Source organism: Microbulbifer marinus, assembly GCF_900107725.1.
GTDB lineage: Bacteria > Pseudomonadota > Gammaproteobacteria > Pseudomonadales > Cellvibrionaceae > Microbulbifer > Microbulbifer marinus.
Window position 1 is genome coordinate 1,204,050 of record NZ_FNQO01000001.1, and the last position, 26,523, is coordinate 1,230,572.

At 61.0% G+C, this 26,523-nt stretch carries 28 protein-coding genes and 1 riboswitch; of the genes, 16 read left to right on the forward strand and 12 right to left on the reverse strand.

The window, feature by feature from the left end; genetic code table 11:
• Nucleotides 1–179: 179 nt before the first annotated feature.
• From BLW36_RS05205 to pdxH, 4 genes are all read right to left on the reverse strand, one after another.
• Nucleotides 180–1,541 (reverse strand): RDD family protein, encoded by a 1,362-nt coding sequence (locus BLW36_RS05205; RefSeq protein WP_091385827.1) that lies wholly within the window; start codon nt 1,539–1,541, stop codon nt 180–182.
• Nucleotides 1,541–3,232, reverse strand: coding sequence for an Hsp70 family protein (locus tag BLW36_RS05210; RefSeq protein WP_091385829.1), 1,692 nt, complete (start codon nt 3,230–3,232; stop codon nt 1,541–1,543). Before BLW36_RS05210 ends, BLW36_RS05205 begins: the two co-directional genes overlap by 1 nt.
• A 50-nt stretch (nt 3,233–3,282) precedes the next feature.
• Nucleotides 3,283–3,558, reverse strand: coding sequence for a cupin domain-containing protein (locus tag BLW36_RS05215; protein WP_091385832.1), 276 nt, complete (start codon nt 3,556–3,558; stop codon nt 3,283–3,285).
• An 82-nt stretch (nt 3,559–3,640) separates the two neighbouring features.
• Nucleotides 3,641–4,279, reverse strand: coding sequence for a pyridoxamine 5'-phosphate oxidase (gene pdxH, locus BLW36_RS05220; protein WP_091385834.1), 639 nt, complete (start codon nt 4,277–4,279; stop codon nt 3,641–3,643).
• 383 nt (nt 4,280–4,662) lie between these two features.
• Here pdxH and BLW36_RS05225 point away from each other — a divergent pair, with 383 nt between their 5' ends.
• From BLW36_RS05225 to BLW36_RS05250, 6 genes are all read left to right on the forward strand, one after another.
• Nucleotides 4,663–6,267, forward strand: a complete 1,605-nt coding sequence (locus BLW36_RS05225) for a 5-guanidino-2-oxopentanoate decarboxylase (RefSeq protein ID WP_091385836.1) — start codon at nt 4,663–4,665, stop codon at nt 6,265–6,267.
• Between the two features lie 25 nt (nt 6,268–6,292).
• Nucleotides 6,293–7,726, forward strand: a complete 1,434-nt coding sequence (locus BLW36_RS05230) for an aldehyde dehydrogenase family protein (protein ID WP_091385838.1) — start codon at nt 6,293–6,295, stop codon at nt 7,724–7,726.
• Nucleotides 7,727–7,810: 84 nt separating this feature from the next.
• Nucleotides 7,811–7,945: riboswitch (SAM-I-IV-variant riboswitch) on the forward strand.
• Between the two features lie 87 nt (nt 7,946–8,032).
• Nucleotides 8,033–8,248: a hypothetical protein gene (locus tag BLW36_RS05235; RefSeq protein ID WP_091385840.1), complete on the forward strand. Its 216-nt coding sequence runs from the start codon at nt 8,033–8,035 to the stop codon at nt 8,246–8,248.
• A 69-nt stretch (nt 8,249–8,317) separates the two neighbouring features.
• Nucleotides 8,318–9,517, forward strand: coding sequence for a glycine C-acetyltransferase (locus BLW36_RS05240; RefSeq protein ID WP_091385842.1), 1,200 nt, complete (start codon nt 8,318–8,320; stop codon nt 9,515–9,517).
• A 92-nt stretch (nt 9,518–9,609) separates the two neighbouring features.
• A complete protein-coding gene (gene tdh, locus BLW36_RS05245; RefSeq protein ID WP_091385844.1) occupies nt 9,610–10,635 on the forward strand; it encodes an L-threonine 3-dehydrogenase in 1,026 nt (341 codons plus the stop codon).
• 227 nt (nt 10,636–10,862) lie between these two features.
• Nucleotides 10,863–11,417, forward strand: a complete 555-nt coding sequence (locus BLW36_RS05250; protein WP_170833120.1) for a DUF1439 domain-containing protein — start codon at nt 10,863–10,865, stop codon at nt 11,415–11,417.
• Between the two features lie 22 nt (nt 11,418–11,439).
• On the opposite strand, the gene BLW36_RS05255 is transcribed toward BLW36_RS05250, so the two are convergent.
• Nucleotides 11,440–12,681, reverse strand: coding sequence for a cation:proton antiporter (locus BLW36_RS05255; protein ID WP_091385848.1), 1,242 nt, complete (start codon nt 12,679–12,681; stop codon nt 11,440–11,442).
• Nucleotides 12,681–14,225, reverse strand: a complete 1,545-nt coding sequence (locus tag BLW36_RS05260) for an FMN-binding glutamate synthase family protein (protein ID WP_091385849.1) — start codon at nt 14,223–14,225, stop codon at nt 12,681–12,683. The genes BLW36_RS05255 and BLW36_RS05260 overlap by 1 nt, the downstream gene beginning before the upstream one ends.
• 286 nt (nt 14,226–14,511) lie before the next feature.
• On the opposite strand from BLW36_RS05260, the gene BLW36_RS05265 reads away from it, so the two are divergent.
• The 3 genes from BLW36_RS05265 (at nt 14,512) to BLW36_RS05275 (ending at nt 16,493) form a co-directional block, all read left to right on the forward strand.
• The gene (locus tag BLW36_RS05265) at nt 14,512–14,952 is read left to right on the forward strand and encodes a hemerythrin domain-containing protein (RefSeq protein WP_091385851.1); all 441 of its coding nucleotides are present in this window, start codon (nt 14,512–14,514) and stop codon (nt 14,950–14,952) included.
• 76 nt (nt 14,953–15,028) lie between these two features.
• Nucleotides 15,029–16,117, forward strand: coding sequence for a PA0069 family radical SAM protein (locus BLW36_RS05270; RefSeq protein ID WP_091385853.1), 1,089 nt, complete (start codon nt 15,029–15,031; stop codon nt 16,115–16,117).
• Nucleotides 16,118–16,193: 76 nt separating this feature from the next.
• Nucleotides 16,194–16,493 carry a GIY-YIG nuclease family protein gene (locus BLW36_RS05275; protein WP_139304821.1) on the forward strand — a complete coding sequence of 100 codons (300 nt, stop codon included), beginning with the start codon at nt 16,194–16,196 and terminating at the stop codon, nt 16,491–16,493.
• Between the two features lie 228 nt (nt 16,494–16,721).
• Here BLW36_RS05275 and BLW36_RS05280 read toward each other — a convergent pair whose 3' ends face one another.
• Entirely contained in the window at nt 16,722–16,919 is a 198-nt protein-coding gene (locus tag BLW36_RS05280; RefSeq protein ID WP_091385858.1) for a hypothetical protein, read from the reverse strand.
• Nucleotides 16,916–17,428 (reverse strand): DUF1097 domain-containing protein, encoded by a 513-nt coding sequence (locus BLW36_RS05285; protein WP_091385861.1) that lies wholly within the window; start codon nt 17,426–17,428, stop codon nt 16,916–16,918. The genes BLW36_RS05280 and BLW36_RS05285 overlap by 4 nt, the downstream gene beginning before the upstream one ends.
• A 354-nt stretch (nt 17,429–17,782) precedes the next feature.
• Between BLW36_RS05285 and BLW36_RS17320 the strand changes: the two genes are divergently transcribed.
• Nucleotides 17,783–17,926: a hypothetical protein gene (locus tag BLW36_RS17320; protein WP_170833121.1), complete on the forward strand. Its 144-nt coding sequence runs from the start codon at nt 17,783–17,785 to the stop codon at nt 17,924–17,926.
• Here the strand turns inward: BLW36_RS17320 and BLW36_RS05290 are convergent.
• Nucleotides 17,923–18,855, reverse strand: a complete 933-nt coding sequence (locus tag BLW36_RS05290) for a LysR family transcriptional regulator (protein WP_091385863.1) — start codon at nt 18,853–18,855, stop codon at nt 17,923–17,925. The genes BLW36_RS17320 and BLW36_RS05290 overlap by 4 nt on opposite strands.
• 336 nt (nt 18,856–19,191) lie before the next feature.
• Here BLW36_RS05290 and ycaC point away from each other — a divergent pair, with 336 nt between their 5' ends.
• Nucleotides 19,192–19,818 carry an isochorismate family cysteine hydrolase YcaC gene (gene ycaC, locus BLW36_RS05295; RefSeq protein ID WP_091385865.1) on the forward strand — a complete coding sequence of 209 codons (627 nt, stop codon included), beginning with the start codon at nt 19,192–19,194 and terminating at the stop codon, nt 19,816–19,818.
• 62 nt (nt 19,819–19,880) lie between these two features.
• Here the strand turns inward: ycaC and BLW36_RS05300 are convergent, their stop codons facing one another.
• Nucleotides 19,881–20,576, reverse strand: coding sequence for an SDR family oxidoreductase (locus BLW36_RS05300; RefSeq protein ID WP_170833122.1), 696 nt, complete (start codon nt 20,574–20,576; stop codon nt 19,881–19,883).
• A 54-nt stretch (nt 20,577–20,630) separates the two neighbouring features.
• Here BLW36_RS05300 and BLW36_RS05305 point away from each other — a divergent pair, with 54 nt between their 5' ends.
• From BLW36_RS05305 to BLW36_RS05325, 5 genes are all read left to right on the forward strand, one after another.
• On the forward strand, nt 20,631–20,951 hold the full coding sequence (locus BLW36_RS05305) for a DUF3301 domain-containing protein (protein ID WP_091385869.1): 321 nt from the start codon (nt 20,631–20,633) through the stop codon (nt 20,949–20,951).
• Nucleotides 20,952–20,962: 11 nt separating this feature from the next.
• A complete protein-coding gene (locus BLW36_RS05310) occupies nt 20,963–21,175 on the forward strand; it encodes a DUF1653 domain-containing protein (protein WP_091385870.1) in 213 nt (70 codons plus the stop codon).
• 68 nt (nt 21,176–21,243) lie between these two features.
• Nucleotides 21,244–22,311 carry a saccharopine dehydrogenase family protein gene (locus BLW36_RS05315; RefSeq protein ID WP_139304822.1) on the forward strand — a complete coding sequence of 356 codons (1,068 nt, stop codon included), beginning with the start codon at nt 21,244–21,246 and terminating at the stop codon, nt 22,309–22,311.
• Between the two features lie 317 nt (nt 22,312–22,628).
• Complete coding sequence (locus BLW36_RS05320) at nt 22,629–23,159, forward strand: phosphatase PAP2 family protein (protein WP_091385873.1); 531 nt, start codon at nt 22,629–22,631, stop codon at nt 23,157–23,159.
• A complete protein-coding gene (locus BLW36_RS05325; protein WP_091385875.1) occupies nt 23,156–24,229 on the forward strand; it encodes an MJ1255/VC2487 family glycosyltransferase in 1,074 nt (357 codons plus the stop codon). Before BLW36_RS05320 ends, BLW36_RS05325 begins: the two co-directional genes overlap by 4 nt.
• A gap of 207 nt (nt 24,230–24,436) precedes the next feature.
• Here BLW36_RS05325 and BLW36_RS05330 read toward each other — a convergent pair whose 3' ends face one another.
• Together BLW36_RS05330 and BLW36_RS05335 are read right to left on the reverse strand one after the other, a co-directional pair.
• Nucleotides 24,437–25,789: an ATP-binding protein gene (locus BLW36_RS05330; RefSeq protein WP_091386972.1), complete on the reverse strand. Its 1,353-nt coding sequence runs from the start codon at nt 25,787–25,789 to the stop codon at nt 24,437–24,439.
• A gap of 12 nt (nt 25,790–25,801) precedes the next feature.
• Nucleotides 25,802–26,476: a response regulator transcription factor gene (locus BLW36_RS05335; RefSeq protein ID WP_091385877.1), complete on the reverse strand. Its 675-nt coding sequence runs from the start codon at nt 26,474–26,476 to the stop codon at nt 25,802–25,804.
• Between the last annotated feature and the right edge of the window lie 47 nt (nt 26,477–26,523).

Here is a 26,523-nt window from a genome sequence, read left to right on the forward strand (position 1 = left end):
ATTACAGGGTCACCCGTGGCGGCGAAAGTCATTTAATCGTGAATATCCGTATAAATAGCGCGGTTAGTCCGGTTAGGGAGCATCCTGTAGCCGCGCGCGAATTAGCGTCCGCCCGGTCACTTTTTGTGCACCTTTTAGGGGCACGGCTAAGGGCACGGCAAAGGGATTTTGTGGTGATATCAGCTATTCAGATTGCGCAGGTATTCCTCGCGGCTCTTGCGAAAATTGATCACATAGCTGCGACTCAGGCGGTCGTGCAGCAGGTTGCCACCGAGGAAGCAGTTGATGAGCCAACCCACCTTGAACAGCGGCAGGGTCAGCACGAAGCTGATGATCCTGCCGAAGCCGTGCAAATAGCCGATTCGCCGGAACTGGCGGTTGGTCACCCGGTAGCCCAACAGGTATTTACCCGGCGTGGCCTGCAGCGGCGAACTCTCCACGATCCAGGCCATCAGCAGATAACCCAATATGGATATCGATAGCGCGACGACATTGGCATCCGCCTCGGCTTTGTCCATCACCTTGATCATGATCACCGAGGTGGCGAGACCGACGCTCACGTAGATCAGAAACAAATCCAGCAACACCGCGAAGGCGCGGGCGAGCAGATGGCCGAAGTAGTACTCGTCCAGGTTCTCTTCAGGCACGCGTGCCTTTTGCTTGACCAGCTCACGGCCGCCGCGCACTCCCTGCAGGGGATCTGCGTCCGGCGTATCCAGCTGCAGCGCATCGAAAATGGTATCGGCGAGGGAATCATCCAGTGCCCGATAGATATGCGCGCGATTGCCCGACCAGTCAAACAGCTGATCGCAGTACGTCAGGATATTGGCGGTGATCTGGGGACGGTATTTGTGCTTGCGGCCCTTCTCCGCTGCCTGCTGGTTGAAGCGCGCAAAGTGCTCGAACACCCCCAGCCCCAGGTTCCAGTTGTATTCGTCCTCGAGGATATAGGGGGTCTCGGCGAGGAAGTGCCAGGTCTCCTCCACGCTGATCTGGCGGTCGTTCTGCAGTGCCCGCTCGACTTGCTGCAGCGCGCGGTGATATTCATCGATCCGCTTCTGGCGTTCCGCTTCAGCCGCGGCGCGCTCCTGTGCCTCTACCGCGCCGTGGACCTCCCCGGCCGCCGCATCCCCTGGAGATACTTCAATTGGCATCACCGCGGTCGCGGTTCCATGTTGGGAACCGCGGTCGAGTGCGTTCGTATCGATCTCGAGCGCAGTTTGCGCTTGTTCGCCGTGCACTGGCTCAGGACTTTCTACACGCTGAGGGTCCTCTACGGGCTGAGGGCTTTCTATACGCTGAGGGCTCTTTGTGGGCTGAGGGCTCTCTGTAGGCTGAGGGCTCTCATTTGCTTGAGCGCTCTTCCCGGTTGTTTGGCGGTGTTCCACCAGCTTTAGCGCCTGCTTGTAGGCGGCGTGCAGTTGCTGGAATTCCTGCGGCTTCTCATCGGGCCGGGTCAGTTTCAGCTTTTTCGCGTAGGCGCGCTTGACGGCCCGCGCGTCATCGCAGGGTTCGATACCCAGAGTGTTCCAGGGACTCATCAGATCCAGTCCTCGCCATCGAAGCGGTCGAGAATCTCCTGCAGTTGGGCCCTGGCTTTCTTGATCGCGGCCGGGTTTTGACCGTTGAGAACCCGGTCGAAATTACCCAGCAGCTGGGCGATATAATCGCGCTGCTCACCAAGACTGGACTCGTACAGGCGCTCGCCGCGGGCGATCAGGGCCCGGTTTTCCTCGTCTTCGCGGGGGTGGAATTTCAGCTTGGCCAGTTTTTGCAGCGAGCTGGCTTTCTCCTCGTCACTCAACGCGCCGGGGGTAAACTCGATCAGTTTGTTGAACGCCTTGCCGGTGGACACCACAGTGACATCCACCTCCAGCAGACCGTTCATGTCGTAGCTGTAGCGGATGTCCACCGCCTCCTCGCCCTTCGGGCCCTTGGGCACCGGAACACTCATCTCGCCGAGGTAGACGTTCTTCTTCACCAGGCGATTTTCTCCCTGGTAGACATCGATGCGCACTTCGGCCTGGTTTTCATGCGCGGTCCAGACCCGGCGCACCACGCTGATCGGCACCACGGTATTGCGTTCGATAATCGGCATGAAGTACTCGCCCTGATCCGGGCTGTCTTCGTTAATGATCCCGGTGCCGAGCGTGTAAGGGCAGACATCGGTCAGCACGATATCGTCGAGCGCGGCATTTCTGGATTTAAGCCCGGCCTGAATCGCCGCACCCATGGCCACGACGGTATCCGGATCCAGGTGGCAGGACGGCAGACGGCCGAACATGCGCCCGACCATGGAGCGGAACAATGCCATGCGGGTGGATCCGCCCACCAGCACCACTTCGTCGATTTTCTGCGGCGGCAGCTCGGCATCGCGCATGGCGCGCTCGATCGGCCGCTTGGCGCGCAACAGCAGCGGCGTACTGAGCTTTTCGAACCACTCCGCCGTCACGACCCACTCGATTTTCTGCCCGCCGGCCTCCAGCTCAAGGCGCTGCTCCGGCTGCTGGCTGATACGGCGCTTGGCGCTCTCCATCTGCATATACAGGTTCTGCAGCTGGCGTGGCGACAGCGCGCTCTTTTTGATATCGAGCTCATTGAGCGCGCTGTCGACCATCGCCTCGACAAAATCCTCGCCGCCGAGGAAGTTGTCACCGGCACTGGCGTGCACTTCCATCACGCCATCAAAAAATTCCAGGATGGAAACATCGAAGGTGCCGCCGCCCATATCCAGAATCAGGAAGCTGCCCTCGCGTTTGTCGTGCAGGCCGTAGGCAATGGCCGCCGCGGTGGGTTCGTTGATGAGCCGCTCGACCTTCAGGCCGGCCAGCTCACCGGCAAGTTTGGTGGCATGGCGCTGATTGTCATTGAAATAGGCCGGCACACTGATCACCGCCTCGGTGACCTCTTCGCCGAGAAAGGCTTCCGCGTCCTCTTTCAGCGCGCGCAGCACCAGCGCGGAAAGTTCGGTGGCACTGAACAGCTGTTTCCCCAGCTTGACCTTGTGATCGCTACCCATCAAGCGCTTGAAGGCGGCCACGGTGCGATCACTGTGATTGATCAGCCGCTCCTTGGCGGTCTTGCCGACGACCAGCTTGCCGGCCTCGTCGAGGCCGACCACCGACGGTGTCAGCACCTCCCCCAGGCGGTTGGGGATCAGCTTAACCCCCTCCTCGGACAGCACCCCACAGGCACTGTTGGTGGTGCCCAGATCGATACCGATAACGGCCATGGTCTCCCCTATTCAACAAATTCTTATTTAATTTCCTGTGGCCGCTTATTTTATGCGCGCCTGTAGCCGTATAACCAGCGGGCGGTCACATTGCCGATATTGCGCACGGAGTGTTGCGCACCGGCCGGAATCAATAGTTCCTCGCCGATCTGTGGCCGGTGCAGGCGCCCGTCGATCTCCACTTCCAGCTCGCCCTCCACCGGCATCAGCAGTTCATCCTGTTGGTGTACAAAATCCTCCCAGCGCTGCCCGGGCGGATCCACCCACAGGTCGCAACCGAAGCCCCGTGCGGACCAGTCCGCAGCCACCTGCTGTTGATCGATCATTCGCTGTACCCCGTTACTCCCATTTACGCCGCGCATATACGAAGCAGCCCGCGGTTGCGGGCTGTTGTCAGTCAGTATGGGCTCAGGGCGACAATCGCTCCACGGTCCACTGACCGGCCTCTTCGGCGCGGTAGATAAAGCGATCGTGCAGGCGGCTCGCTCCGCCCTGCCAGAACTCCACCGCATCCGGCAGCACCCGGTAGCCGCCCCAGAAATCCGGCAGCGGAATCTCGTCCTCGCCATATTGGGATTTCACCGCGTCAAACTGTTTTTGTAACTGCTCGCGGGAGGGTATCGGATCGCTCTGCTGCGATGCCCAGGCCGCCAGCTGACTGTCGCGCGGACGGGTGCGGAAATAGGCCAGCGTCTCCTCCCGGTCAACCTGCACCGCCCGGCCGTACACAATCACCTGCCGTTCCAGCGACTGCCACGGGAACAACAGGGAAACCTTGGGGTTGGACGCTATGTCCCGCGCCTTGTGGCTCTCCAGGTTGGTGTAAAAAGTGAAGCCGCGTTCGTCGAAGCCCTTCAGCAACACGATGCGCTGCGACGGTTGGCCGCTGGCGTCGGCCGTGGCGAGGCACATTGAACTGGGGTCGGACAGCTCTGCCTCCACCGCCTCACTCAGCCACTGGCGAAATTGCTCTATCGGCGTTGACTTCAGGTCGGCGCGGCGCAGGCCGCCGCGCAGGTACTCCCGGCGCCATTGATCGATTTCCATTACTTTATTTCCTTGGTTTCTCAGCAGTTATCGGCCCGGCAGTTGCAATGCCGGACCAATGCGAAACTGGGGGGCGCCGCTGGCCGCGGGTGTTCACGGCGTGCGAATAGCGGCGCGGGCCATGCCAGCCCTCCTGACACGATACCCGGTAGCAACAGACATAGCCCCACGGATTATCGGGTCTTAAGTTTACTTAGTCTGCGTCCATTTCCCAATCGGCCTCTATCGGCGCCTGTCGCACAAATTTCCTTTCGCGACCGGTGTCGATTCTCAATTATCCTGCGATTTTCACCCGCCAAATGCAGAGTCTGCGGGCGCTTGCACGCCCTCCGGCGGGCCGCTAGTCTCGTTGCACTTTTACAAGAACAAGGAACACAGCGGATATGTCCTCTGCACCCTCATGCGCCCAGGTACTCATGCGACTGCTGCGCGGATACCAGGTGGAAAAAGTTTTCGGTATTCCCGGCGTTCACACCATCGAACTGTATCGGGGCCTGCCCGGCAGCGATCTGCAACACATCACCCCGCGCCATGAACAGGGCGCCGCGTTTATGGCGGACGGCTATGCACGCGCCAGCGGCAAACCCGGTGTCTGTTTCCTGATCACCGGACCGGGCCTGACCAATGCCGCCACTGCCATGGCCCAGGCCTACTCGGACTCGGTGCCGATGCTGGTGATCTCGGCAGTCAATCGCCGCGAGGACTTGGGTATGGGCCGCGGCCGCCTGCACGAGCTGCCGCGCCAGAGCGATGTCAGTCGCGGTTTCTGCATCTGGCAACACTCGCTGACCGAGGCCGAACAACTGCCGGAAGTTCTCGCGCGCGCCTTTCAATTGCTGTCCTCCAGCCGCCCGGGACCGGTGCATATCGAGATCCCCATCGATCTGTTCCCGGCGCCGATGCCCGGCCGCCTGGAGGACTACCGGGCCAGCCCCGCGGCCCAGTTGCCCGCCGCCAGCAGCGCCGCGGTGGCCACTGCGGCCGAATGGCTGCAGAACGCGGAGCGCCCGGTGATTTTACTCGGCGGCGGCGCCCAGGCGTGTGGCCGCGACGCCACCCAGATCGCGGAGAAGCTGGCGGCGCCGGTATTTCTGTCCCTGGCCGCCAAGGGCATCGTCGATGAGCGCCATCCGCTGTGTGGCGGCGCCAACCTGAGCTTCGACTGCGTCCGCGAGCGAGTGGAGAACGCCGACGTGGTGCTGGCGGTGGCAACCGAGCTCGCGGAGACCGACCGCAACCTGGTGCGCGACAATTACGCGTTCAAGGGCAAGGTGATCCGCGTGGATATCGACCCGGCGCAACTGGTCTGTAACGCCAATCCGGACCTGGCGATCTGCGCCGATGCCGGCGAAACCCTGCAGCAGCTGAACGCGGCACTGGCGCCCGGCAACGACAGCGCGCGAGAGGCAGCGGAACAGCAGCTGGCACAGACGGTACAGGACTGCCGCAAGGAGTGGTGGGGCGGCTCCGAGGAGCGTTTCCCCTGGGTCGAGGCACTGCGCAAGGCTCTGCCGGACGACGGCATACTGGTAACCGACTCCACCCAGCTGGCCTACAACACCAACCACGCCCTGCCCCTGTACAGCGCGCGCAGCCATATCACCTGCACCACCGGCTACGGCACCCTGGGCTTCGCCCTGCCCGCCGCCGTGGGCGCCAAACTGTCCAGTGAGCGCGATGTACTGGCGCTGATCGGCGATGGCGGCCTGATGTTCACCCTCGGGGAACTGGCGGTGGCCGTAGAACAGCAGCTGGCACTGCCGATTCTGGTGTGGAACAACTCCGGCTATGGAGAAATCCGCGACTTTATGGACGGTGCCGAAGTGCCGCAAGAGGGCGTCAACCTGCGTACGCCGGACTTTGTCGCCCTGGCCAAATCCTTCGGTGCCGAGGGCTGCCGGATCGAGCGCCCGGAACAGCTGGGCGCGGCTGTGGCCGAGGCCCTGAACAGAAAGACACCGACCCTGATCGAAATAACCGCGCCGTGAAGCGCGCGACCAACGGAATTGCGTTATGACAGATTTCAGCAAACTGAACACCGATAAACTGTTTATCAACGGCGAGTGGCAGGATTCCGACGGCGGCGACATGCACGCCGTACTCAATCCGGCCACCGAGGAAGTTATCTGCGAAGTCGTGCAGGGCTCAGTGGCAGACGTGGATAGAGCGGTCGCCGCGGCCAGAACTGCCTTCAACAGCTGGCGCAACACTACGGCCGCCGAGCGCGCCGCCTTCCTGAATGCCATCGCCGACGGCATGGAAAAACGCAAGGAAGACCTGATTCAGGCGGTCTCCCAGGCGCTGGGCTGCCCGGAGCATATCACCAAGTGGCTGCATATCGACGGCCCCATCTATGCGGTGCGCTACTACGCCGAGCGCGCGGCGCTGATGGAAAAAACCGAGAAGGTCGGCCACTCGCTGCTGATCCGCGAGCCGATTGGCGTCTGCGGCTTTATCACGCCGTGGAACTACCCGCTGCACCAGTTCGTCGGCAAGGTGGCGCCGGCGCTGGCCGCCGGCTGCACAATGATCGCCAAGCCGTCGGAAATCACCCCGCTGCAGGACTACGTGATGGCGGAGATCATCGCCTCCGTCGGCCTGCCGCCGGGCGTCTTCAACCTGGTGCCCGGCGCCGGCCCCATTGTCGGCGCGGCGCTGTCCGCACACCCGGATATCGATATGGTGTCCTTCACCGGCTCCACCCGCGCGGGTGTCGAAGTGGCCAAGGCCGCCGCGCCCACGGTCAAACGCGTAACCCAGGAGCTGGGCGGCAAGTCGCCGCTGATCATCACCCCGGATGCCGACTTGGAAGCCGCAGTGCGCTGGGGCTGTGAGGACGTATTCATCAACAGCGGCCAGACCTGCACCGCCCTGACCCGCATGCTGGTACCGGCAGAGCGCTACGACGAGGCGGTGGAGATCGCCAAGAAGGTGGCGGAGGAAGTGGCGATCGGAACCGGTGCGGACGCCTTTATGGGGCCGCTGTGTTCCCAGCGCCAGCGCGAAATAGTCCGCGGCTATATCGAGAAGGGTGTGGCCGAGGGTGCGCGCCTGGTGACCGGCGGTGCCGAGGCGCCGGAGGGCTTTGACAAGGGCTTCTATGTCAAGCCAACCGTGTTTGCCGACGTGTCCAATGACATGGCTATCGCCCGCGAGGAGATCTTCGGTCCGGTCACCTGCCTGATCCCCTACCAGGATATGGACGAGGCCATCGCCATCGCCAACGACACCGAGTACGGCCTGTCCAGCGGCGTCTGGGCCAAGGATGCCGACAGCGCCATGCCAGTCGTGCGCCGTATCGAGGCGGGTCTGTGCTTCGTCAACGGCGGCGAGTTCAATTACGACGCACCCTTCGGCGGCTACAAGCGTTCCGGCAACGGGCGCGAGTTCGGCGAGGCCGGCCTGGACGAGTTTATCGAACTGAAATCCGTGCAACTGCCGGCATAAACTGCTGCGCCGTCGCCATTCGGCGGCGGCGCACTCTACCGAGCCGCAAGCGCTTGACTGCCTATCCGCGCCCCGCTATCTTTGCCCCCACATCAAGAGAGTGGCTGACGCCAACGCCAACCTGCCAACCGGGGCAAGGTGGTTTCCCTTTCGCAGTATGCAGAGGGGATGGGACTCGACAGTGCCAATTGCAGGCACCGGGTAATCCAACCGGATTGAGCGAATGAACCTTCGCCGCTTCCACGTCAGCCCTCCAAGCCTTTTATTCAAGGTATGAGTACTCAAGATATGAGTATTGGAGGGACCATGTCCGAATCACTGCTTTCCAGCAAAGACGTTATCGAAATCCAGATTGCCAACCAGCGAAGCCGCACCGCCGTACGCGCGGTGAGACGAGGCGACCACCAGCTGCTGTGGCAACTACTGTTCGATACTGCGGAAGAGGCGTTAAAATTCGCCACCAATTGCCGCGCCAGCGACCAACCGGTAACGGCCCACAAGGCCTGCGAACTGGCGGGATGACAACTAGACTTGTGCCACAAGCGCGCCCCAGCGTCACAAGCGCCAAACCGAGGAGCTAACAACAATATCATGTCCAAGCCAGAACAATTCTTCCAGCACCTGCGCGACGAACTGAAACAGATCGATGCCGACGGCCTCTACAAGCGCGAGCGCATCATCACCTCGCAGCAGGCGGCGGAAATCCAGGTCAACAACGATACCCAGGTGCTGAACTTCTGCGCCAACAATTACCTGGGACTGGCCAATCACCCGGACCTGATCCAGGCCGCCAAAGACGGCCTCGACCAGTACGGCTTCGGCATGGCATCCGTGCGCTTTATCTGCGGCACCCAGGACATTCACAAGGCGCTGGAATCGCGCCTGTCCGAATTCCTGCACACCGAAGACACCATTCTTTACACTTCCTGTTTCGACGCCAACGGCGGCCTGTTCGAAACCCTGCTGGATCCGGATGACGCGATCATTTCCGACGCGCTGAACCACGCTTCCATTATCGACGGCGTGCGCCTGTGCAAAGCGAAACGCTATCGCTACGCCAACAACGATATGGCGGATCTGGAAAAGCAGCTGCAGGCGGCGGATGCCGAGGGCGCGAAAACCAAACTGATCGCCACCGATGGCGTCTTCTCCATGGACGGCGTGATCGCCGACCTGAAAACCGTCTGCGATTTGGCCGACCGGTACAACGCACTGGTCATGGTGGACGATTCCCACGCGGTGGGTTTCCTCGGCGAACACGGTCGTGGCACCCACGAGTACTGTGATGTGATCGATCGCGTCGATATCATCACTGGCACTCTGGGCAAGGCCCTCGGCGGTGCCTCCGGCGGTTTTACCTCGGGACGCAAGGAAATCATCGATTTGCTGCGCCAACGCTCGCGCCCTTACCTCTTCTCCAACTCGGTGGCGCCGGCGATCGTTACCGCGTCGCTGAAAGTCCTCGACATGCTGATGGAGGGCGGCGCGCTGCGGGAACAGCTGCGGGAAAACTCCGCCTACTTCCGCAAGCGCATGTCTGACGCGGGCTTTAACTTGGCCGGCGCCGACCACCCGATCATTCCGGTGATGATCGGCGATGCTGCACTGGCCCAGAAGATGGCCGACAAGATGCTCGAGCGCGGCATCTATGTGGTCGGCTTCTTCTACCCGGTAGTGCCGAAGGGCCAGGCCCGCATCCGCACCCAGATGTCGGCCGCGCACACGAAGGAGCAGCTCGATCAGTGCATCGACGCCTTCGTGGAAGTCGGCAAGGAACTCAATATCATTTAACCCATTGATTTACTGCGGCCCGGGTTCTGCCACAAGCGGAAGCCGGGCCTTGTGCTGGCCGGCCGATCGCCGCCCCAGAGTCAGGAAGAACTATGAAAGCACTGTCCAAACTGAAATCCGAACCCGGTATCTGGCTGACCGACGTCGACGTGCCGGAACCCGGGCACAACGACCTGCTGATCAAGATCCGCAAGACCGCCATCTGCGGCACCGACATGCACATCTACCACTGGGACGAGTGGTCGCAGAAGACCATTCCGGTACCCATGGTGGTCGGCCATGAATACGTCGGTGAGGTCGTGGGCATGGGCCAGGAAGTGGCCGGCTTTGAAGTGGGCGATCGCGTTTCCGGCGAGGGCCATATCACCTGTGGCCACTGCCGCAACTGCCGCGCCGGCCGCCGCCACCTGTGCCGCAACACCTATGGTGTCGGTGTGGACCGCCAGGGCGCTTTTGCCGAATACCTGGTGATCCCGGCCCTGAATGCGTTCAAGATCCCCGACAATATTTCCGACGACCTGGCCTCTATTTTCGACCCCTTCGGCAACGCCGTGCACACGGCGCTGTCTTTCGACCTCGTGGGCGAAGATGTACTGATCACCGGCGCCGGCCCGATCGGCATCATGGCCGCGGCGGTCGCCCGCCATGTGGGTGCGCGCCATGTGGTGATTACCGATATCAACGATTACCGGCTGGATCTGGCACAGAAAATGGGCGCGACCCGCACCGTCAACGTCAGCAGGGAAAAGCTGCCGGACGTAATGCAGGAAATCGGCATGACCGAGGGCTTCGACGTGGGCCTGGAAATGTCCGGCGTCCCGGTGGCGTTTCGCGATATGCTGTCCGCGATGAACCACGGCGGCAAGATCGCAATGCTGGGTATTCCCGCCGGCGAAATGGCAATTGACTGGAGCCAGGTCATCTTCAAGGGACTGATCATCAAGGGGATCTACGGTCGCGAGATGTTCGAGACCTGGTACAAGATGGCGAGCCTGATTCAGTCTGGTCTCGACCTGACACCGATGATCACCCACCAGTTCAGTGTTGACGACTTCCAGCAGGGTTTCGATACGATGGGTTCAGGCGAATCCGGCAAGGTAATCCTGAACTGGCAGTAATGCCACACGCCGATCGCGGCCACCGACCGCGATCGGGCACTCCTCTCCTCCTTACAGCTCCACTGCCCCTCTACTGCAGCCCGTTTCTGCCTTCGTTTGTCTACGCCCAATCAGAAAATAAAGCCGATACAGGCATTATCCGCTGTCGGTCCCGCTACCGCCGGAACCTATACTGCAGAAATAGAGGAAAATGCCTGAGACACAGACAACCGTGCGGGAGCGGGCCCATGGCAAGAGTCATCGCAGTGATTGCGGCAGCGCTGCTGGCACTGGCTGTCGCCGCCTATCTGTTCTATTCCGGCAAAGAGTACACAGTAAAAATTCCCGAAGCGGAAATACAGCAGAATCTGGCCAAGGGCCTGCCGGTCAGCAAGTCTTACCTCACCATTTTTGAACTTACGCTGGATAATCCGCGCGTTGACCTGGTTGAGGACAGCGGCCGCATTGTCGCAGGGATGGACGTTGCGTTGCGTATCGACGCCACGGATGACAAGCGTGTATTCCGCGGCTCGGTGGACATTTCCGGGCTACCGCACTACGTACCGGCGACGGGCGAATTCCACTTGCAGGACCTGAAAATCGATCGCCTGTCACTGGAGGGCCTGCCCGACAAACAGACGGAAAGAACACGGATGGTGATCGAGGCGGCACTCAAGGAGTATTACCGCCGTCACCCGATTTATACGCTGAAAGCCACCGACATTCGCCAACTGGCCGCCCGGCTGACATTGCGCCGGGTGTCTGTGGAGGGTGACGATCTCATTATCGTGCTCGGCATCTGAAGCCGACAACGAATCGTGAATCCTACAGGTCCAGCTTCCTGATCAGCCAGCCGCTGCTGGTGCCCTGTAGCAACAGCGAGAAAAGCACCACGCCGAACACCATGGATTGGACCGTCCACCAATAGGGCAGCTCCACCGGCAGGGACAGCACCAGGGCCACCGCGATGACACCGCGCAACCCGCCCCAACCCAGCACCAGGCGCCAGGCCTTCGGAATCGGCGGACCGATAAAGCGCGCCAGCGGCGCCATCATGAATATCGACAGTGCGCGGGCACCGGTGGCGGCGGCTATCGCAATCAGCATGGCCAGGTATTGCTGGGTAAACATCTCGAAGGTGATCGTCAGCCCCATGATCACGAAGATCAGCGCGCTGAACAGCAACCCGAGCCACTCCCAGGTGGGCTCGGCATGCACCAGGTAGGTTTCGCTCTGCTCGCGCAGACAGGCGCGGGCGACGATGGCGCAGACCATCACCGATATGATGCCCGACACATGCACCACATGCTCGGCCAGATAGAAACTGCCAAAGGCCGCCAGCACCAGCGTCGTCAGTGCCGCACCGGCGGAGCGCAGAAACAGCGCCACAATCGCGGTGAGCAGACCACACAACAGCCCCACCGCAATGCCGCCAAACAAAGTCACGGCAAAATACAGCACGATGGTACCCGCGCCCTGCAGTGGCTCGCCGGTACTGGCGCCGCCCTCCATCACCGTGTGGCTGGCGACGCCCAGTACCAGGGTAAAAAACACAATCGCCGCCGCGTCGTTGAACAGGCTTTCCCCCTCCACCAGCGTCAGCAGGTCTTCATTGCTGTTGCTCTGACGCATCTTGGTAACCACCGCCACCGGATCGGTGGCAGCCAGGATCGCGCCGGTCAAAAACGCCGCAACCCACGGGAAACCGGTGGGATGGTTGATACCGTAATAGGTAAGCAACGCGATCAGCAGTGCGCAGATAACGACGCCGACAGTGGCGAACAGCAGCACCGGCCCCAGCCAGCGCTTTAGTATCCTGGGTTCAATCTGCCAGGCAGACTCGAAGATCAGCACGGGCAGAATGACAAAAAACACCAACTGGTGGATATTTTCCGCGCGCAACCCGGTGTCGTAATTGAGCACGGGCAGTAGCATACCGGCGAGCACGCCGGCGATCAGGCAGCCGATGGTATTGTCGGTGCGCAGTATGCGGGCCAGGCCGAGGCCGACGACCGCCGCCGTGGCCATGTAGAGACCCTGACCTACCAGGGTGGTGACACCCTCCACTATTTCGTTCCCCTGTCCGTCGCGATCACCGATTTGGGTTTCACCTCGGGCACCATTTCGCTGAGCGGTACTGCCAGCCCGCGTTCGTTAATCACTTCAACATGGTGGCGCCGCAGCTGGCGCGGTTCTGGCACGCCGCAGGAATGGGCGATGGTACCCACCTCATAGGACATGTTCCGCGCGTAATTGTAGACCCGCTCTGCCTTGTCCATCGGATCCAGGCCTTGCTGCAGGTCCGGGTTGTGCGTGGTGACACCGGTGGGACAGGTATTTTTGTTGCACTGCATCGCCTGGATGCAGCCGAGGGCGAACATAAAGCCGCGCCCGCAATTGACGAAGTCGGCGCCCATGGCCAGCGCCCAGGCCACCATCGACGGGGTCAGCAGTTTGCCGGCACAGATCACCTTGATCCTTTCGCGCAGACCGTAATCTGCCAGCAGATCCACCACCATCGGCAGGCTGCGATTGATCGGTAGCCCCATGTAGTCCATCAGGCTCTGCGGCGCCGCGCCGCTGCCGCCGTCGGCGCTGTCGATGGTGATAAAGTCCGGGGCGTATTCCTGTCCACGCAGCTGGATTTTTTCGCACATCTCGTGCAGCCAGTCACTGACGCCGATCACGCACTTGAAGCCGGTGGGCTTGCCGGACACCTGGCGGATGTGGTGCAGCATATCCAGCAGACCGTCCACGGTGTGGAACTCCGGGTGGCCATTGGGGCTGATGGAATCCATACCCACCGGAATACCGCGTACTTGGGCGATTTCCTCGGTGACCTTGATACCCGGCAGAATGCCGCCCTTGCCCGGCTTCGCGCCCTGGGACAGTTTCAGTTCGATCATCTTTACCTGCGGGCGCTCCGCCACTTCGCGCAGCTTGGCGTCCGACAGCCTCCCCTCCGCATCGCGCACACCGTATTTAGCGGTACCGATCTGGAAGACGATATCGCAGCCGCCCGCCAGGTGGTGGGAGGACAAACCGCCTTCACCGGTGTTCATCCAGATACCCGCCTTGGCCGCCCCCTTGGACAACGCCGTCACGGCCGGCACAGACAGGGCGCCGAAACTCATACCGGAAATATTGAAGATCGAACGGGTGGTGTAGGGCTCTTTTGCAAAGCCCTCGCCGACGGTGATCTCCCGCGGCGGCACTGCATCCTTTTCCAGGGTCGGGAAAGGGTGATTCAGGAACAGCACATCGCCGGGCTGGTTGAGCGGCCGGGTGGAACCGAAAGCCAGAGTGGAATCCACATTCTTCGCCGCGCGGTAGACCCAGCTGCGCTGGGCGCGGTTGAATGGCAGCTCCTCACGGTCAAGCGCGAAAAAGTACTGGCGGAAGAACTCGCCCAGGTGTTCGAACGTGTAGCGAAAGCGACCGAGTACGGGAAAATTGCGGCGAATGGCCTGTTTGGTCTGGCTGATATCGGACAGGTACAGGTAGACCACATAGAGCACCAACAACACCAGCGCGAACGCAAACAACAGTGCGAACATCTGCAATACCTGCACCGCAAAGCTGCGGATTGCATCTACCGCTTCTAAATCCATAGACCGTTGCTCCGGACACCATGTCCTCTGTTTATGTCCCCGCTAGAATACTACGCTGAGCAGCCACATTTCAGCCTCAGCTCCCGTGCTCGCGGCTGTTCCCCGCCCGCCAATGACAAAATGCCACTGCTACCGCCGCTCAGCTAGCCGTGGCTCGCAGCCTGACTTCACGGACTGAACTGCCGACACATCCGAGCTGTAGCTGATTATTCGCACCCGCCAGGGCTAACCTAAACTTCTACCATATCCCGTCCACCCTCAAACCAACATCGCCTGTGGAGTACCGATGAACATCTATGAACGCCTGAAGCGAGACCACGAAAAACAACGCAGTCTGGCTGCCGACATCATGAAAACGTCGGGCGACAGTGCGGACAGGCGCGCACTGTGGCGGGAGTTCAGGTCTGAGGCCGAGGCTCATGCTGCGGCGGAGGAGCAGGTATTTTACGCCGCCCTGATCGAAAAGCCGGCCGGCCAGGACAAGGCCCGCCACAGCATCGCCGAGCACAAGGAGGCTGCGGATATCATCGAGGAGCTCGCCGACCTGGACATGGGGAGTGGCGGCTGGATACAGAAATTCGAAAAACTGAAGGAACTGCTGGAACACCACATGGACGAGGAGGAGAAGGAAATCTTCCAGTGCGCCAGACAGGTCATCGATGACGGCCGCGCCAGCAGCATGACCGGGGAATTCGACCAGCGCAAAGACGCGGAGCTGGATTCCTGAGCACATCACCGCCCCTTGCGCCGGAAGGCCAGAAGGCCCTAAACTGTATATCCATACAGTTTACAGCTTTACCTCGATGGCCAACGACCACCGCGCAAACCCGCCGCGCCCCCGGACCGGACGCGGCGCCACCAGCAACCTCGCCGGCCGTTTCGCGCCCCATGTGAGTACCCGTGAAAGCGATGGCTGGGAAACGGAGCTGGAGCCACTCGAAAGGCTAGCGACAGAGGCCATCGCAGAGCAGGCCAAGACCATTATCGCCACCAATCGCTCGCCGGACCTGCCATTCAGCCAGTCGATCAACCCCTACCGCGGTTGCGAACACGGCTGCATCTACTGCTACGCCCGCCCCGCCCACGCCTATATGGACCTGTCCCCGGGGGTGGATTTTGAAAGCCGCATTTTCTTCAAGCCCAACGCGGGGGAGCTACTGGAACAGGCGCTGCGCAAAAATGGCTATCAGTGCAGCCCGATTGCGCTGGGTTCCAATACGGATCCGTACCAGCCGCTGGAAAAAGACAAGCGGATCACCCGCGAATTGCTGCAATTGATGCAGCGTTTCCGGCAGCCGGTGACCATCGTCACCAAGAGTCAGCTGATTCTGCGCGACCTACCACTGCTGGCGGAGATGGCGCGGGACAACCTGTGCCACGTAGCCATCAGTGTGACCACCTTGAGCAACGACCTGAAGCGCAGGCTGGAACCCCGTACCGCCGGCCCCGCAGCGCGACTGCGCACACTGGAAGCCCTGTCACGCGCGGGTATTCCGACTGCCGTCATGGCCGCACCGATGATTCCCGCCCTCAACGACAGCGAGCTGGAAGCAATACTTACAGAGTCGGCAGGCGTCGGTGCCACCCAGGCCGCCTACATACTGCTGCGCCTGCCTCACGAAGTGGCGCCGCTATTTCGCCAGTGGCTGGATGTGCACTATCCGGAGCGGGCCGCCCATGTGATGAGTATCGTGCAGCAGAGCCGCGGCGGTCGCGATTACCAGAGCGACTTTGCCCAGCGCCAGACCGGCACCGGCGTCTTCGCGAAATTGCTGCAACAAAGATTCCGTGTGGCCTGCCGCAAGCTCGATCTGAACAGTCGTCGGCTGGCACTGGACTGCAGCCGCTTTGCCCCACCGCCACAAGCCGGCGACCAGCAATCGCTGTTTTAGCCAGCCGGGAAGCGCAGGTTCCCCTTCGCCACTCACTGACGGACAATAGGGGCAGAACAACAGTGGAAGCAGTTTGTTGAGTAATTGGTCTGTTTATCTGATTCGCACCGCCGCGGGCAGCCTGTATACGGGTATCACCTGCGATGTGGAGCGCCGTTTCGCCGAACACCAGAGTGGCGGCCCCAAGGCGGCCAAGGCGCTGCGCGGGCGCGGCCCCCTGTCGCTGGTCTTTCAGCAGCCGGTGGCGGACAAGTCCGAAGCGTTGAGACTGGAGATGCAGATCAAGAAGTGGCCCAAGCAAAAAAAAGAGGCCCTGATTGCCGGCAGTGTGGGGTTATCACTGCCGGAAAATTGCTCGGGGCCTCAAGGGGAATAGGTCGGCGGGAGAGGCCGACGCGTTACAGCTGACTGCTGTGTAATTCTGTTTGCAGATCCTGTTCAGATACCGCAGGCCCGGTAAAGGCCAGCGCGGTGACAAAAACCATCACAGTGGCAAATAACACGCGCTTACACATCTTCATACCCTCACGGAGACGACACCTTCGTGCGCTTAACGAATGCCGCCCTGTAACTTACCGGCCCGAATTATGGAGAACGCTACCTCTCAGCCCCGCTCAACGGTGGTGAGGGGAACCTCGTTTTCGAGCAGCCACTCTTGAGAAATCCCACTCCCACAAGCAGCAGCTCTGTCAGCCCGCATGCGCAGCGCGCGACTCAATCCCGCGTCGACTACCAGCGAGCGCAGTGCCTCTGCAGGAAAATCGATGACCGTTCCAATCTTCGCTTTCAACTTTTTCATCATTCAACCTCCGATTCGCGCTTCTGGCGAATAAGATCCGGCAGTGCCGCGACAAAGGCGCCAAGGGTCACTGCCGCCGTCAACATCAAGTAGCTGTCCAGTGATGTATCCATACCCGCGACAATTACCACCGCTATACCGATCAGGTAGCTGCGAAAATTGTTCACACCGGTAACAACATTCATCAGCCACACGCTAGCGGCGGCGAACACCAGTGCCGCCGGCATTGCCAGCATGCCGAGGTCGGGATGCCACTTCACCGCCGCGGCCTGGGAGACTATTCCGATTCCCAGCCCGGTAACCAAACAGGCCAGGTTATAGGCGCCGTCGCGCAGCGACGATCCGCGGCTGTAGTAGGACACCCAGCCCGCGAGTGCGATCCATACCGGCAGGCCAGCCAACAGACTGAACGTCACCGCGCCGGCAATCTCGAAGGCTGATCGCAGTTTCAGCAGCGACCTCGGGCTCACTGCCGGTGCCGTTGTGTGCTCACTAATCATTGCCTGACTCATCGCCACGCCCTCCCGAATTCACTCTCGCAGAAAACCAAAATTCCTTACTTGCCGAAAATGGATCTTTCCCGGTCGGCTACGCTGACGCTAAGCCCGCCCTACTCCTTTCCGGCCAGTGAATTCTGCACAGCGGGCAATGTCATCGGTAGCAGATAACTTCGACATCCTTGCCTATTTTTCCAGAGCGGCCGAATTGCCACGCTGGTAATGCATCCGTGTTCTAAAGGGATATCGGAGAGTTATTAAAAGTGGTGACCGGACAGTTTTGTCTCGCTACTGGACGCACTGCCGGCAGGTATTGTTTGTGCCCGCGTCGGGCAGAATAGCCGCTCTATTCCCGCCGGGCTCTCTCCCATGGAACTGACGCTTACGCTGCTGTTGATTTTCTTTGCGATCGCCATGCTCTCGAGCTGGGTGGATACGCTCGCCGGTGATCACCATGTGCGTGCTGATGTCGATCGCCCAGATAGCCCAATCCTTCGGCTGGATCAGTCTTAGTTGAGGGGCTCGCCTTCCCCATCGACCAGACGCGGTTTCATGATCTCCGCAATCCAGGCCATAAATACCTGTACTCGCTTCGGCTGATGACGGCGGCGGGCATAGACCAGTGACACCGGCATCGGCGCCGGGCGGTATTGCGGCAGTATTTCCTCCAGTTCTCCCGACTGCAGAAAGGGATGCACGCCCGTCTCCGGTACCTGGATGATACCGAGCCCGGCCATACAGGCATCCAGATAAGCTGCGGTATTGTTGACCGTCACAGCGCCCTGCATCGGCAGCGACTTTTCCACACCGGGCTCCCCCGGATCTTCGTATTCGAAACCGGCAGGACGGGAGCCCAGGGTCAGTACGCAGTGAACCAGCTGGTGCCGCTCCAGGTCGTCGAGGGTGCGCGGCGTGCCGTGTTCCGCCAGATATTCGGTACTGGCGCAGTTGACCATGCGGTAATAGCCGAGCGGCCGCGCAATCAGGCTGGGATCCTCTAGCGTCCCCACCCGCAGGACACAATCGAAACCCTCGCGCACCACGTCTACGAAGTGGTCAGCAGTGCTTAACTCCACCTCCAGGCGCGGATGCTGGCGCAGGAATTCCGGCAGCCGCTGAAGCACAACATCCCGCGCGATCGGCAGCGGCATATCCACCCGCAGGCGGCCGTGCAGTTCTTTGCTGTCCTCGCGAAACAGATTCTGCAGCTCGTCCATATCGGCCAGCAGGTCCTGGCAGCGCTCGTAGAACACCTGCCCGTCCTGCGTCATCTGCACGCTGCGGGTGGTGCGGTGTAGCAGGCGGGTGCCCAGCAGGCTCTCCAGCTGCTGTATTGCGTTGGAGACACTGGCGCGGGACAGGCCGAGGGCGTCCGCCGCCGCGGTAAAGCTGCCCTGTTCGGCCACCCGCAGGAAAACCTGCATCGATTCCAGCAATCTCATAGGCCCGCGAATTGTTCAGAATATGAAAACAGCCTAGCCAGATAGGGCGCATTTATCTAACCAATATCGACAAACAAGCTTGCCCCGGCGACCGAAGCCAATCCCCAACGACAGGAGCCGACTTTGAAACAGAAAGTGGCACTGATCACCGGCGACAGCCGCGGCGCACAGGCCACCGCGTTGCTGTCCGAGGAAGACCGCTGAATCAACGCGCAGCCTATCGAGGCATCCGGCGGCATGTTCCTGTAGTCTCAGCCAAAACAGCGCATTGGAGCACGTCGAACTCCATTCTCGCCTAGGCTTTCTTCAACAGATCCATTTATCAAGAAGGCAGCGATGAGCAAACCTTACACCCGCCTAGATAAAAATAATGCCGCAGTGCTACTGGTCGACCACCAGGCCGGCCTGTTGTCGCTAGTGCGGGATATCGAGCCAGACATGTTCAACAATAATGTACTGGCGCTGGCATCCCTGGCCGAATACTTCAAGTTGCCAACGGTCCTGACCACCAGTTTCGAGGACGGCCCCAACGGCCCGTTGATACCGGAACTGAAAGAAAGGTTTCCACAGGCGCCCTATATCGCCCGCCCCGGGCAAATCAATGCGTGGGACAATGAGGATTTCGTCAAGGCGATAAAAGACACCGGCAGAAAACAGCTGATTATCGCCGGCGTGGTCACCGAGGTCTGCGTAGCTTTTCCCGCGCTGTCCGCGATAGAAGAAGGCTTCGAGGTATTCGTGGTCACCGATGCTTCAGGCACTTTCAATGAGTTTACCCGCCACTCCGCCTGGAACCGCATGGCCGCAGCCGGCGCCCAGCTGATGACCTGGTTCGGCATCGCCTGTGAGCTGCACCGCGACTGGCGCAATGATGTCGAAGGGCTCGCCAGTTTATTCAGCAACCATATTCCCGACTATCGCAACCTGATCGACAGCTATAACGCGCAGACCGGGAACAAGTAGTGAAACAATAAGGCGGGTCACTGTTCGCCCCGCCTAGCTGAAGCAATCGAAATAAAATTCACTCACCAGGGAATCTCAGACCCGTCGTAGTTGATAAAGTGGCCGCTGTTTTCAGCGCGGGTGTCGAGCATAACCTTCTTCAGGCCAGCCACACTTTCCTCTGCTGAGATCAAAGCATTCGGCCCTCCCATTGCCGTCTTGACCCAACCCGGATGCAGTGCGATCACGCTGATTCCCCGATCGCACAGATCGATCGACAGACTTTTTACGATCTGGTTGACCGCGGTCTTGGAGGAGCGGTAGATATAGCCTCCGCCGGAACTGTTGTCGGCAATACTGCCCACCTTGCTGCTCATCACCGCAATGAGCCTGCGTTCGCTCGCCGCGACATTGTCACAGAAGGTCTCCGCCATCATGTAGGGCGCAATGGTGTTGGCCTCCAGCACCCGGCGCCATTCATCCCGGTCCACCTTGCCAAAACTGACGCCCTTTGGGCCGTAATAGCCGGCGTTATTCAGCAGGATATCGATCGGCTCGTGCTTCAGCGCCTTGTGCAGTGCCGCCATCTGCCCGTAATCGGTCACATCCAGCTGAAACAGGCGCACATTGGGGTGTTCCTCCCGCAATGCGCGCAGATCCGCCGCCTTGTGCAGGTCGCGGCAGCAGGCCAGTACGTGCCAGCCATCCGCCGCGAACTGGCGACACATCTCCAAGCCAATGCCGCGATTGCTGCCGGTGATCAGTATGGTGCCGGACATGATGCCTCCTTCGATGGTATTCTTGCGCGATTCGATCATAGTAACCGGTTGCCGATGTACTATTCACTAAGCGATCTTTTCTGGCTCTTCCTACTGGCCCTGGGCGGCTGGTACCTGTGGGCAGGCATGGCCGCCAAGGAGCAGGTGCGCCGCGCGGCTACCGAGCACTGCCGGCAAATGGGTGTACAGCTGCTGGACGATACGGTGGCGCTGACGCGCACCCGCCTGAAACGCGACGGCCGCGGCCAGGTTCGCCTGCAGCGCAGCTACGAATTCGAGTTTACCTCTACCGGCGAACATCGCTACTCGGGTATCGCCGTGCTACACGGGCAGCGCATCACCCAGATCCAGCTCTCTCCACACCACCTGGCCTGAAGCAAAACATCATGAAACGGGGCATCTATCGTCACTACAAAGGCAAGCTCTATGAAGTCATGGAAGTTGCCACCCACAGCGAGACCGGCGAGCGCCTGGTCATCTACCGCGCGCTCTACGGCGACTACGGCGTCTGGGCGCGGCCGCTGGCAATGTTTGCCGAACAGGTAGAGCAGGACGGGAATCTCATCCCCCGCTTCGAGCTGACACAAACGTTTGACTAGTCCGATGCGACGCCATTAAGGTTGCGTCACCCAGATTTCGCAACCGAATTAACTGATAGGGTCACTCGGTGAACAATAAGAAAATAATGATCTACGGCGCCTACGGCTACACCGGCGAACTGATCGCGCGTGAAGCCGTGGCCCGGGGCTACCGCCCGGTACTGGCCGGACGCAATGCAAAGAAACTGCAGCCCCTGGCCGAGGAACTGGGCTTGCCGGCCATGGCTGTCAGCCTCGACGCCACGGAAACCCTGGAGCGCACGCTGCGCGATATGGATGTGGTCATTCACTGTGCCGGCCCTTTCTCCGCCACGGCCGAACCGATGATGCGCGCCTGTATCGCTGCCGGTACCCACTACCAGGACATCACCGGTGAAATGGAAGTGTATCGGACCGCTCACGCCCTGGACGCGGAAGCGAAGGCCGCTGGCGTAGTACTGTGCCCGGGCACCGGCTTCGATGTGATTCCCACCGACTGCCTCGCCGCTGCGCTGCACAAGGCCATCCCGTCGGCCACTCATCTGACCCTGGGTTTCGATTCGGATTCCGGCCTCAGCCCCGGCACCGCCAAGACCTCAATCGAAAGCCTCGGTGTCGGCGGCGCCGTGCGCCGCAACGGCAAGGTCGAAGTGATCGGTCACGGCGAACTCACCCGACAAATCGATTTTGGCCGTGGCGAGAAATTCGCCGTTGCCATCCCCTGGGGCGATGTGGCCACCGCCTACTACTCCACGGGCATTCCGAATATCGAGGTGTATATCCCGATGAGCCCGCGCCGGGCCAAGAAGCTGCAACGCCTAAATAAATTCCGCTGGCTGCTGCGCATGAACTGGGTGCAGAACTGGCTCAAGGGCAAGGTGGAGAAGTCCGTACGCGGCCCCAGTGAAGAGAAACGCTCCGAACAGCAGACCTGGGTCTGGGGCGAAGTGCGCAACGACCGCCGCGGCGAACGCAAGATCGGTCGCGTGGTAACCGCCAATGGCTACGATGTAACCGTCAGCGGTTCCCTGGCGGTGATGGAATTCCTACTGGACTACCAGGACGACGGAGGTTATTTCACCCCGTCAAAACTGTGTGGATACGAACTGGTGGAAAAGCTGCCGGGTTCCGGCACGATCAAGATCGGAATCGACTGATCGAAGTGCCCTCCCCTCTTAAAAAGGTCTTTGGCCGCGGTAAGCCCCTCGAAGTCGCAAGACCCGTCGATTAGCACAATACGAGGCCGCGCTGCCGGGGACCGTCCGGGAAATAGTTACCGATCAGGTTTTTTCCCGGGCGGTCACCGGAAGCGGGGCCGGCCGAAAAGCCCGTAACGGCGAAACCCGAAAATCACTGGCGTCCCGCTCGCAGCAAAAATCACCAATCTTTCCTGACGGGCCAAATGCGGCCAGGTTTCACGCCGCTGACATAAATCGGTCAAGTCCACGCAACAATCGCTTCGTAACTTGGCTGCATGCGAAGCTTACCTCTGACCCTGAAAAGTTTTGACGTATCCCTGGTGCTGCACATGGCGGAGCGGGCGGCTCAGCCTGCGTCGCGCAGACGCTACCTGTGGCTGTCAAAAAGCGGTGACGGCTGGCTGTACCTGCTGTCACCGCTAATGGTTGCGCTGTCCACTACCACGGCCGCGGCCGTCCAGTTCCTCTACCTGTGCGGCACCGCCTTCGCCGTGGAGCGTTCGCTCTACTGGACCATCAAGAACACCACCAAGCGGCTGCGGCCACCGCAGGCCATTCCCGGTATGCGTTCGGTGATTATCGCCCACGACCGCTTCAGCCTGCCATCCGGGCATACCTCCGGCGCCTTCCTGTTCGTCACCCTGCTCTGCCAGGCACTGAGCCCGTTGTGGCTGCTCGGCTACTTCTGGGCCGCCGGCGTCGGCACATCGAGGGTCGGGCTGGGCGTGCATTTCCCCACCGATGTCTGCGCCGGTGCCGCCCTCGGCACCAGTGTCGGCCTGTTAATCAGTGGAGCCATCCTGTGAAAATACTCTACGGTGTCCAGGGAACCGGTAACGGCCATATTTCCCGCGCCCGTGCCATGGCGAAAGCCTTGCAGAAGCACCCGCAACTGGAGGTCCAGTGGCTGTTTTCCGGCCGCCCGCCGGAGAAGCTATTCAGCATGGAGCCATTCGGCGATTACTGGTGGCGCGAAGGGCTGACGTTCGTGCACCGTGAGGGCAGGATCAATGGCGCCGCAACTGCCAGGCAGCTCAATCTGCGTCGCCTGCTGCGCGATATCCGCGAACTGCCAGTGAATGACTTCGACCTGGTGATCAGCGATTTCGAACCGGTCACCGCCTGGGCCGCCAGGCGCCGCGGCAAACAGAGCCTGGGTCTCGGCCACCAGTATGCCTTTAACTTCCCGATCCCGGCGCCGCGCTTCAACTGGATGGCGCGCGGCCTCATGCGCGCCTTCGCCCCGGTGCAGAGCAGCCTGGGCATGCACTGGCATCACTTCGGGCACCCGATACTGCCGCCGATCGCCCAACCACATAGACAGTCCGGAACCGGGGATGGCGATCACATCCTCGTTTACCTGCCATTTGAACACCATCGGCCGCTACTGCAGGAGCTGGCGAAGATACCGCAGCAGTTTGTTGTCTACGGTGCACCGGTGGAGCTGCAAGCGGCGGACAATACCAGGCTGAAGGCACCGTCTATCGACGGCTTCCAGCAAGATCTCGCCGATTCCAGGGCCGTTATCTGCAACAGCGGTTTCGAACTGATTGCCGAGACGCTGACCATGGGCAAGCCGATCCTGACCCGGCCGCTGCGCGGTCAGTTCGAACAGCAAGCCAACGCCCAGGCACTGCGCGAACTGCAGCTGGCGCGGGTGGTAGAGAAGGTGGATGCCGACAGTATCAACGCCTGGCTGCACGAACAGCCTACCGGCGTGCAGATATTGTGGCCCGACGTCGCCGGCGAGATAGTGCGCTGGCTGGCCAGCGGTCGCCGCCACACTCCGGCGCAGCTGGCCGACAGTCTGTGGGAACAGGTAGTGGCGGGCCGCGGCGAGTCCCGCGCGGGGGCAGCGCAGAGCGCCCCCGAATAACTTCCCTGTTCAGCTGCTCGAACCCCGCACTGGGCGGGACTATTCCGGCCCAGTGCAATTAGGTCTTACCTCACTGATCCCATCTCCCAGCAAGCGGTTACCTTCCGGCTGCGTGAAAACAGGTTCTGATGTGGGGTAGCCGCAGGAATCCGCTATCGGGCTCCCACAGTTGCCTATCCGGTGCAGAAGGCGCGCAGATACTGCCCGCTACAGCGTGACTCTGATTTCGGTACCGCCGTCGGGCAGCGGCGTCGCGCTGATCTCGCCCTCGTAACTCTCGACAATATCCACGACCACGGCCAGGCCGATGCCCTGCCCCGGCTGCTGTTCATCGGCGCGCACGCCGCGCTGGGTGACTTTCTGCCACTTCTCCTCGTCGAGACCGGGGCCGTTATCCGCGACGCTGATGTGCAATTTACGGCCGTCGTCGCCATTTTCGATGTTGACCTTCAGTTCGCCGGCGCCGTATTTGTATCCGTTGTCCAGCAGGTTGCCGAGCAGTTCCATCAAGTCCCCTTCGTCACCGTAAAACAGCGTGTCGTCTGCGCAGACCAGCTGCACATCACAGGGCTTGTCCCGATAGACCTTTTCCAGCGCATCGAGAATCTTATGCACAAGCGGTGCTACCGTCACGCCGCGCAGAATCGACTTGGGTGAGCTGGTAACGGCGCGCTGCAACTGATAACTGATGATGCTGTCCATGCGCTGGACCTGCTCCATCAGCGTCGTATAGGCCTGGCGCGGATCGCCGGAGAAATTGAGTCCCTTCAGCACCGCGAGTGGCGTCTTCAGGCTGTGCGCCAGGTCCGCCAGCGTATGCCGGGTTTTCTCCCGCTGGCGGCGCTCGTTTTCGATCAGCAGGTTGAGATTGTCGGTCAGCGGGCGCAATTCCCGGGGAAACTTGCCCTCGAGCCTGTCGCTGCCGCCTCGCTGCATGTCCTGCAGTGACCGCGCCACCTTGCGCAGCGGTGACAGCCCCCAACGCAGCACCAGCCACTGTGCCAGAACCAGCAGCAGCGCGCCCAGGCCCAGCCAGCGCCAGAGCGTGGAGCGGAATTGCTCCAGCTGTGCGCGGAGCGGCGCAGCGTCCTCCAGCACCAAGAATGTAAACTGGTTTTCGTTGTCCAGTCCCCAGGCGATACCCTGGCGGAAACTCATATAGCGACCGGCGTCGCCGGGCAGTGACACCTGTCCGAAGGCCTGTCGCCCCTGCGGCAGCGGGTGGGACGGCAGCTGCGGCATTGCCAGAGCCGAATCGGAGCGCCAGATAATGCGACCGCGCTGGTCCGTGACCGCGCCTATCAGGCCGGAGTCCGGCTGGTTGAAGCGCTGTTCCGGCAGCACTGGGGGGAAACTCAGGCTGTCGCCTTCCGGTTCTGCCACTGCCAGTAGCGTGTATACGTACAGCTGTAATTCCCGCTGCTTGGCCTCGTTCAGGGAGGTGCGGTAGGCGTGCTGGAGCACGCCGGAAATCATCAACAGAAAACCCACCAGCACCAGGCCGGTGACCAGGGACAGGCGTCCCTTTAGGGAATTGAATTGGGACGAAAGCACGGACATGGCGATCCGCACTTATTCTGGTGCGACGAAGCGATAGCCGCGGCCGCGCAGTGTCTCGATTGGTTTCAGCTGGGCCGCCGCGTCAATTTTTTTGCGCAGGCGGCCGATGAACACCTCGATCACATTACTGTCGCGGTCGCAGTCCTGCTCATAGATATGCTCGGTCAGCGTGGTCTTCGATACCACCTCGTCCGGGTGCAGCATCAGGTATTCCAGCACCTTGTACTCGAAGGAGGTCAGGTCCAGCTCGGCCTCGCCGACGCTGACCCGCTGCGCGCTGGTGTCCAGCACGATGGGCCCGGCCTTGATCGTGGGAGAGGAAAAACCGGCGGAGCGGCGCACCAGCGCGTTCAGCCGCGCCAGCAGCTCCTCGGTGTGGAAGGGCTTAACCAGGTAATCGTCGCCACCGGCCTCAAGGCCGGCGACGCGCTCCTGCCAGTGGCCGCGGGCCGTAAGAATCAGTATCGGGAAATGCTTGTCTTCGCCGCGCAGTGTCTGGATCACCTGGATCCCGTCCATCTTCGGCAGCCCGAGATCCATCACCGCCACGTCGTAGGGGTACTCGCGGCCGAGGTAGAGGGCCTCCTCACCGTCCGGTGCCTCGTCGACGGTATAGCCGGCGTCGCGCAGGGATTCTGCCAGTTGCTGTCGCAGCAGCACCTCATCTTCAACCAACAGTGCGCGCATGCTTCCCCCTCGGGTATCCAGTATTTTGTTAAGTCGTATTCGAACGG

Excerpts from the sequence above, each read along its gene's own strand:
- BLW36_RS05205 (WP_091385827.1), bottom strand. The coding sequence starts at position 1,541 with ATGAGTCCCTGGAACACTCTGGGTATCGAACCCTGCGATGACGCGCGG.
- BLW36_RS05210 (WP_091385829.1), bottom strand. The coding sequence starts at position 3,232 with ATGGCCGTTATCGGTATCGATCTGGGCACCACCAACAGTGCCTGTGGG.
- BLW36_RS05215 (WP_091385832.1), bottom strand. The coding sequence starts at position 3,558 with ATGATCGATCAACAGCAGGTGGCTGCGGACTGGTCCGCACGGGGCTTC.
- pdxH (WP_091385834.1), bottom strand. The coding sequence starts at position 4,279 with ATGGAAATCGATCAATGGCGCCGGGAGTACCTGCGCGGCGGCCTGCGC.
- BLW36_RS05225 (WP_091385836.1), top strand. The coding sequence starts at position 4,663 with ATGTCCTCTGCACCCTCATGCGCCCAGGTACTCATGCGACTGCTGCGC.
- BLW36_RS05230 (WP_091385838.1), top strand. The coding sequence starts at position 6,293 with ATGACAGATTTCAGCAAACTGAACACCGATAAACTGTTTATCAACGGC.
- BLW36_RS05235 (WP_091385840.1), top strand. The coding sequence starts at position 8,033 with ATGTCCGAATCACTGCTTTCCAGCAAAGACGTTATCGAAATCCAGATT.
- BLW36_RS05240 (WP_091385842.1), top strand. The coding sequence starts at position 8,318 with ATGTCCAAGCCAGAACAATTCTTCCAGCACCTGCGCGACGAACTGAAA.
- tdh (WP_091385844.1), top strand. The coding sequence starts at position 9,610 with ATGAAAGCACTGTCCAAACTGAAATCCGAACCCGGTATCTGGCTGACC.
- BLW36_RS05250 (WP_170833120.1), top strand. The coding sequence starts at position 10,863 with ATGGCAAGAGTCATCGCAGTGATTGCGGCAGCGCTGCTGGCACTGGCT.
- BLW36_RS05260 (WP_091385849.1), bottom strand. The coding sequence starts at position 14,225 with ATGGATTTAGAAGCGGTAGATGCAATCCGCAGCTTTGCGGTGCAGGTA.
- BLW36_RS05265 (WP_091385851.1), top strand. The coding sequence starts at position 14,512 with ATGAACATCTATGAACGCCTGAAGCGAGACCACGAAAAACAACGCAGT.
- BLW36_RS05270 (WP_091385853.1), top strand. The coding sequence starts at position 15,029 with ATGGCCAACGACCACCGCGCAAACCCGCCGCGCCCCCGGACCGGACGC.
- BLW36_RS05280 (WP_091385858.1), bottom strand. The coding sequence starts at position 16,919 with ATGATGAAAAAGTTGAAAGCGAAGATTGGAACGGTCATCGATTTTCCT.
- BLW36_RS05285 (WP_091385861.1), bottom strand. The coding sequence starts at position 17,428 with ATGAGTCAGGCAATGATTAGTGAGCACACAACGGCACCGGCAGTGAGC.
- BLW36_RS17320 (WP_170833121.1), top strand. The coding sequence starts at position 17,783 with ATGGAACTGACGCTTACGCTGCTGTTGATTTTCTTTGCGATCGCCATG.
- BLW36_RS05290 (WP_091385863.1), bottom strand. The coding sequence starts at position 18,855 with ATGAGATTGCTGGAATCGATGCAGGTTTTCCTGCGGGTGGCCGAACAG.
- ycaC (WP_091385865.1), top strand. The coding sequence starts at position 19,192 with ATGAGCAAACCTTACACCCGCCTAGATAAAAATAATGCCGCAGTGCTA.
- BLW36_RS05300 (WP_170833122.1), bottom strand. The coding sequence starts at position 20,576 with ATGTCCGGCACCATACTGATCACCGGCAGCAATCGCGGCATTGGCTTG.
- BLW36_RS05305 (WP_091385869.1), top strand. The coding sequence starts at position 20,631 with ATGTACTATTCACTAAGCGATCTTTTCTGGCTCTTCCTACTGGCCCTG.
- BLW36_RS05310 (WP_091385870.1), top strand. The coding sequence starts at position 20,963 with ATGAAACGGGGCATCTATCGTCACTACAAAGGCAAGCTCTATGAAGTC.
- BLW36_RS05320 (WP_091385873.1), top strand. The coding sequence starts at position 22,629 with ATGCGAAGCTTACCTCTGACCCTGAAAAGTTTTGACGTATCCCTGGTG.
- BLW36_RS05330 (WP_091386972.1), bottom strand. The coding sequence starts at position 25,789 with ATGTCCGTGCTTTCGTCCCAATTCAATTCCCTAAAGGGACGCCTGTCC.
- BLW36_RS05335 (WP_091385877.1), bottom strand. The coding sequence starts at position 26,476 with ATGCGCGCACTGTTGGTTGAAGATGAGGTGCTGCTGCGACAGCAACTG.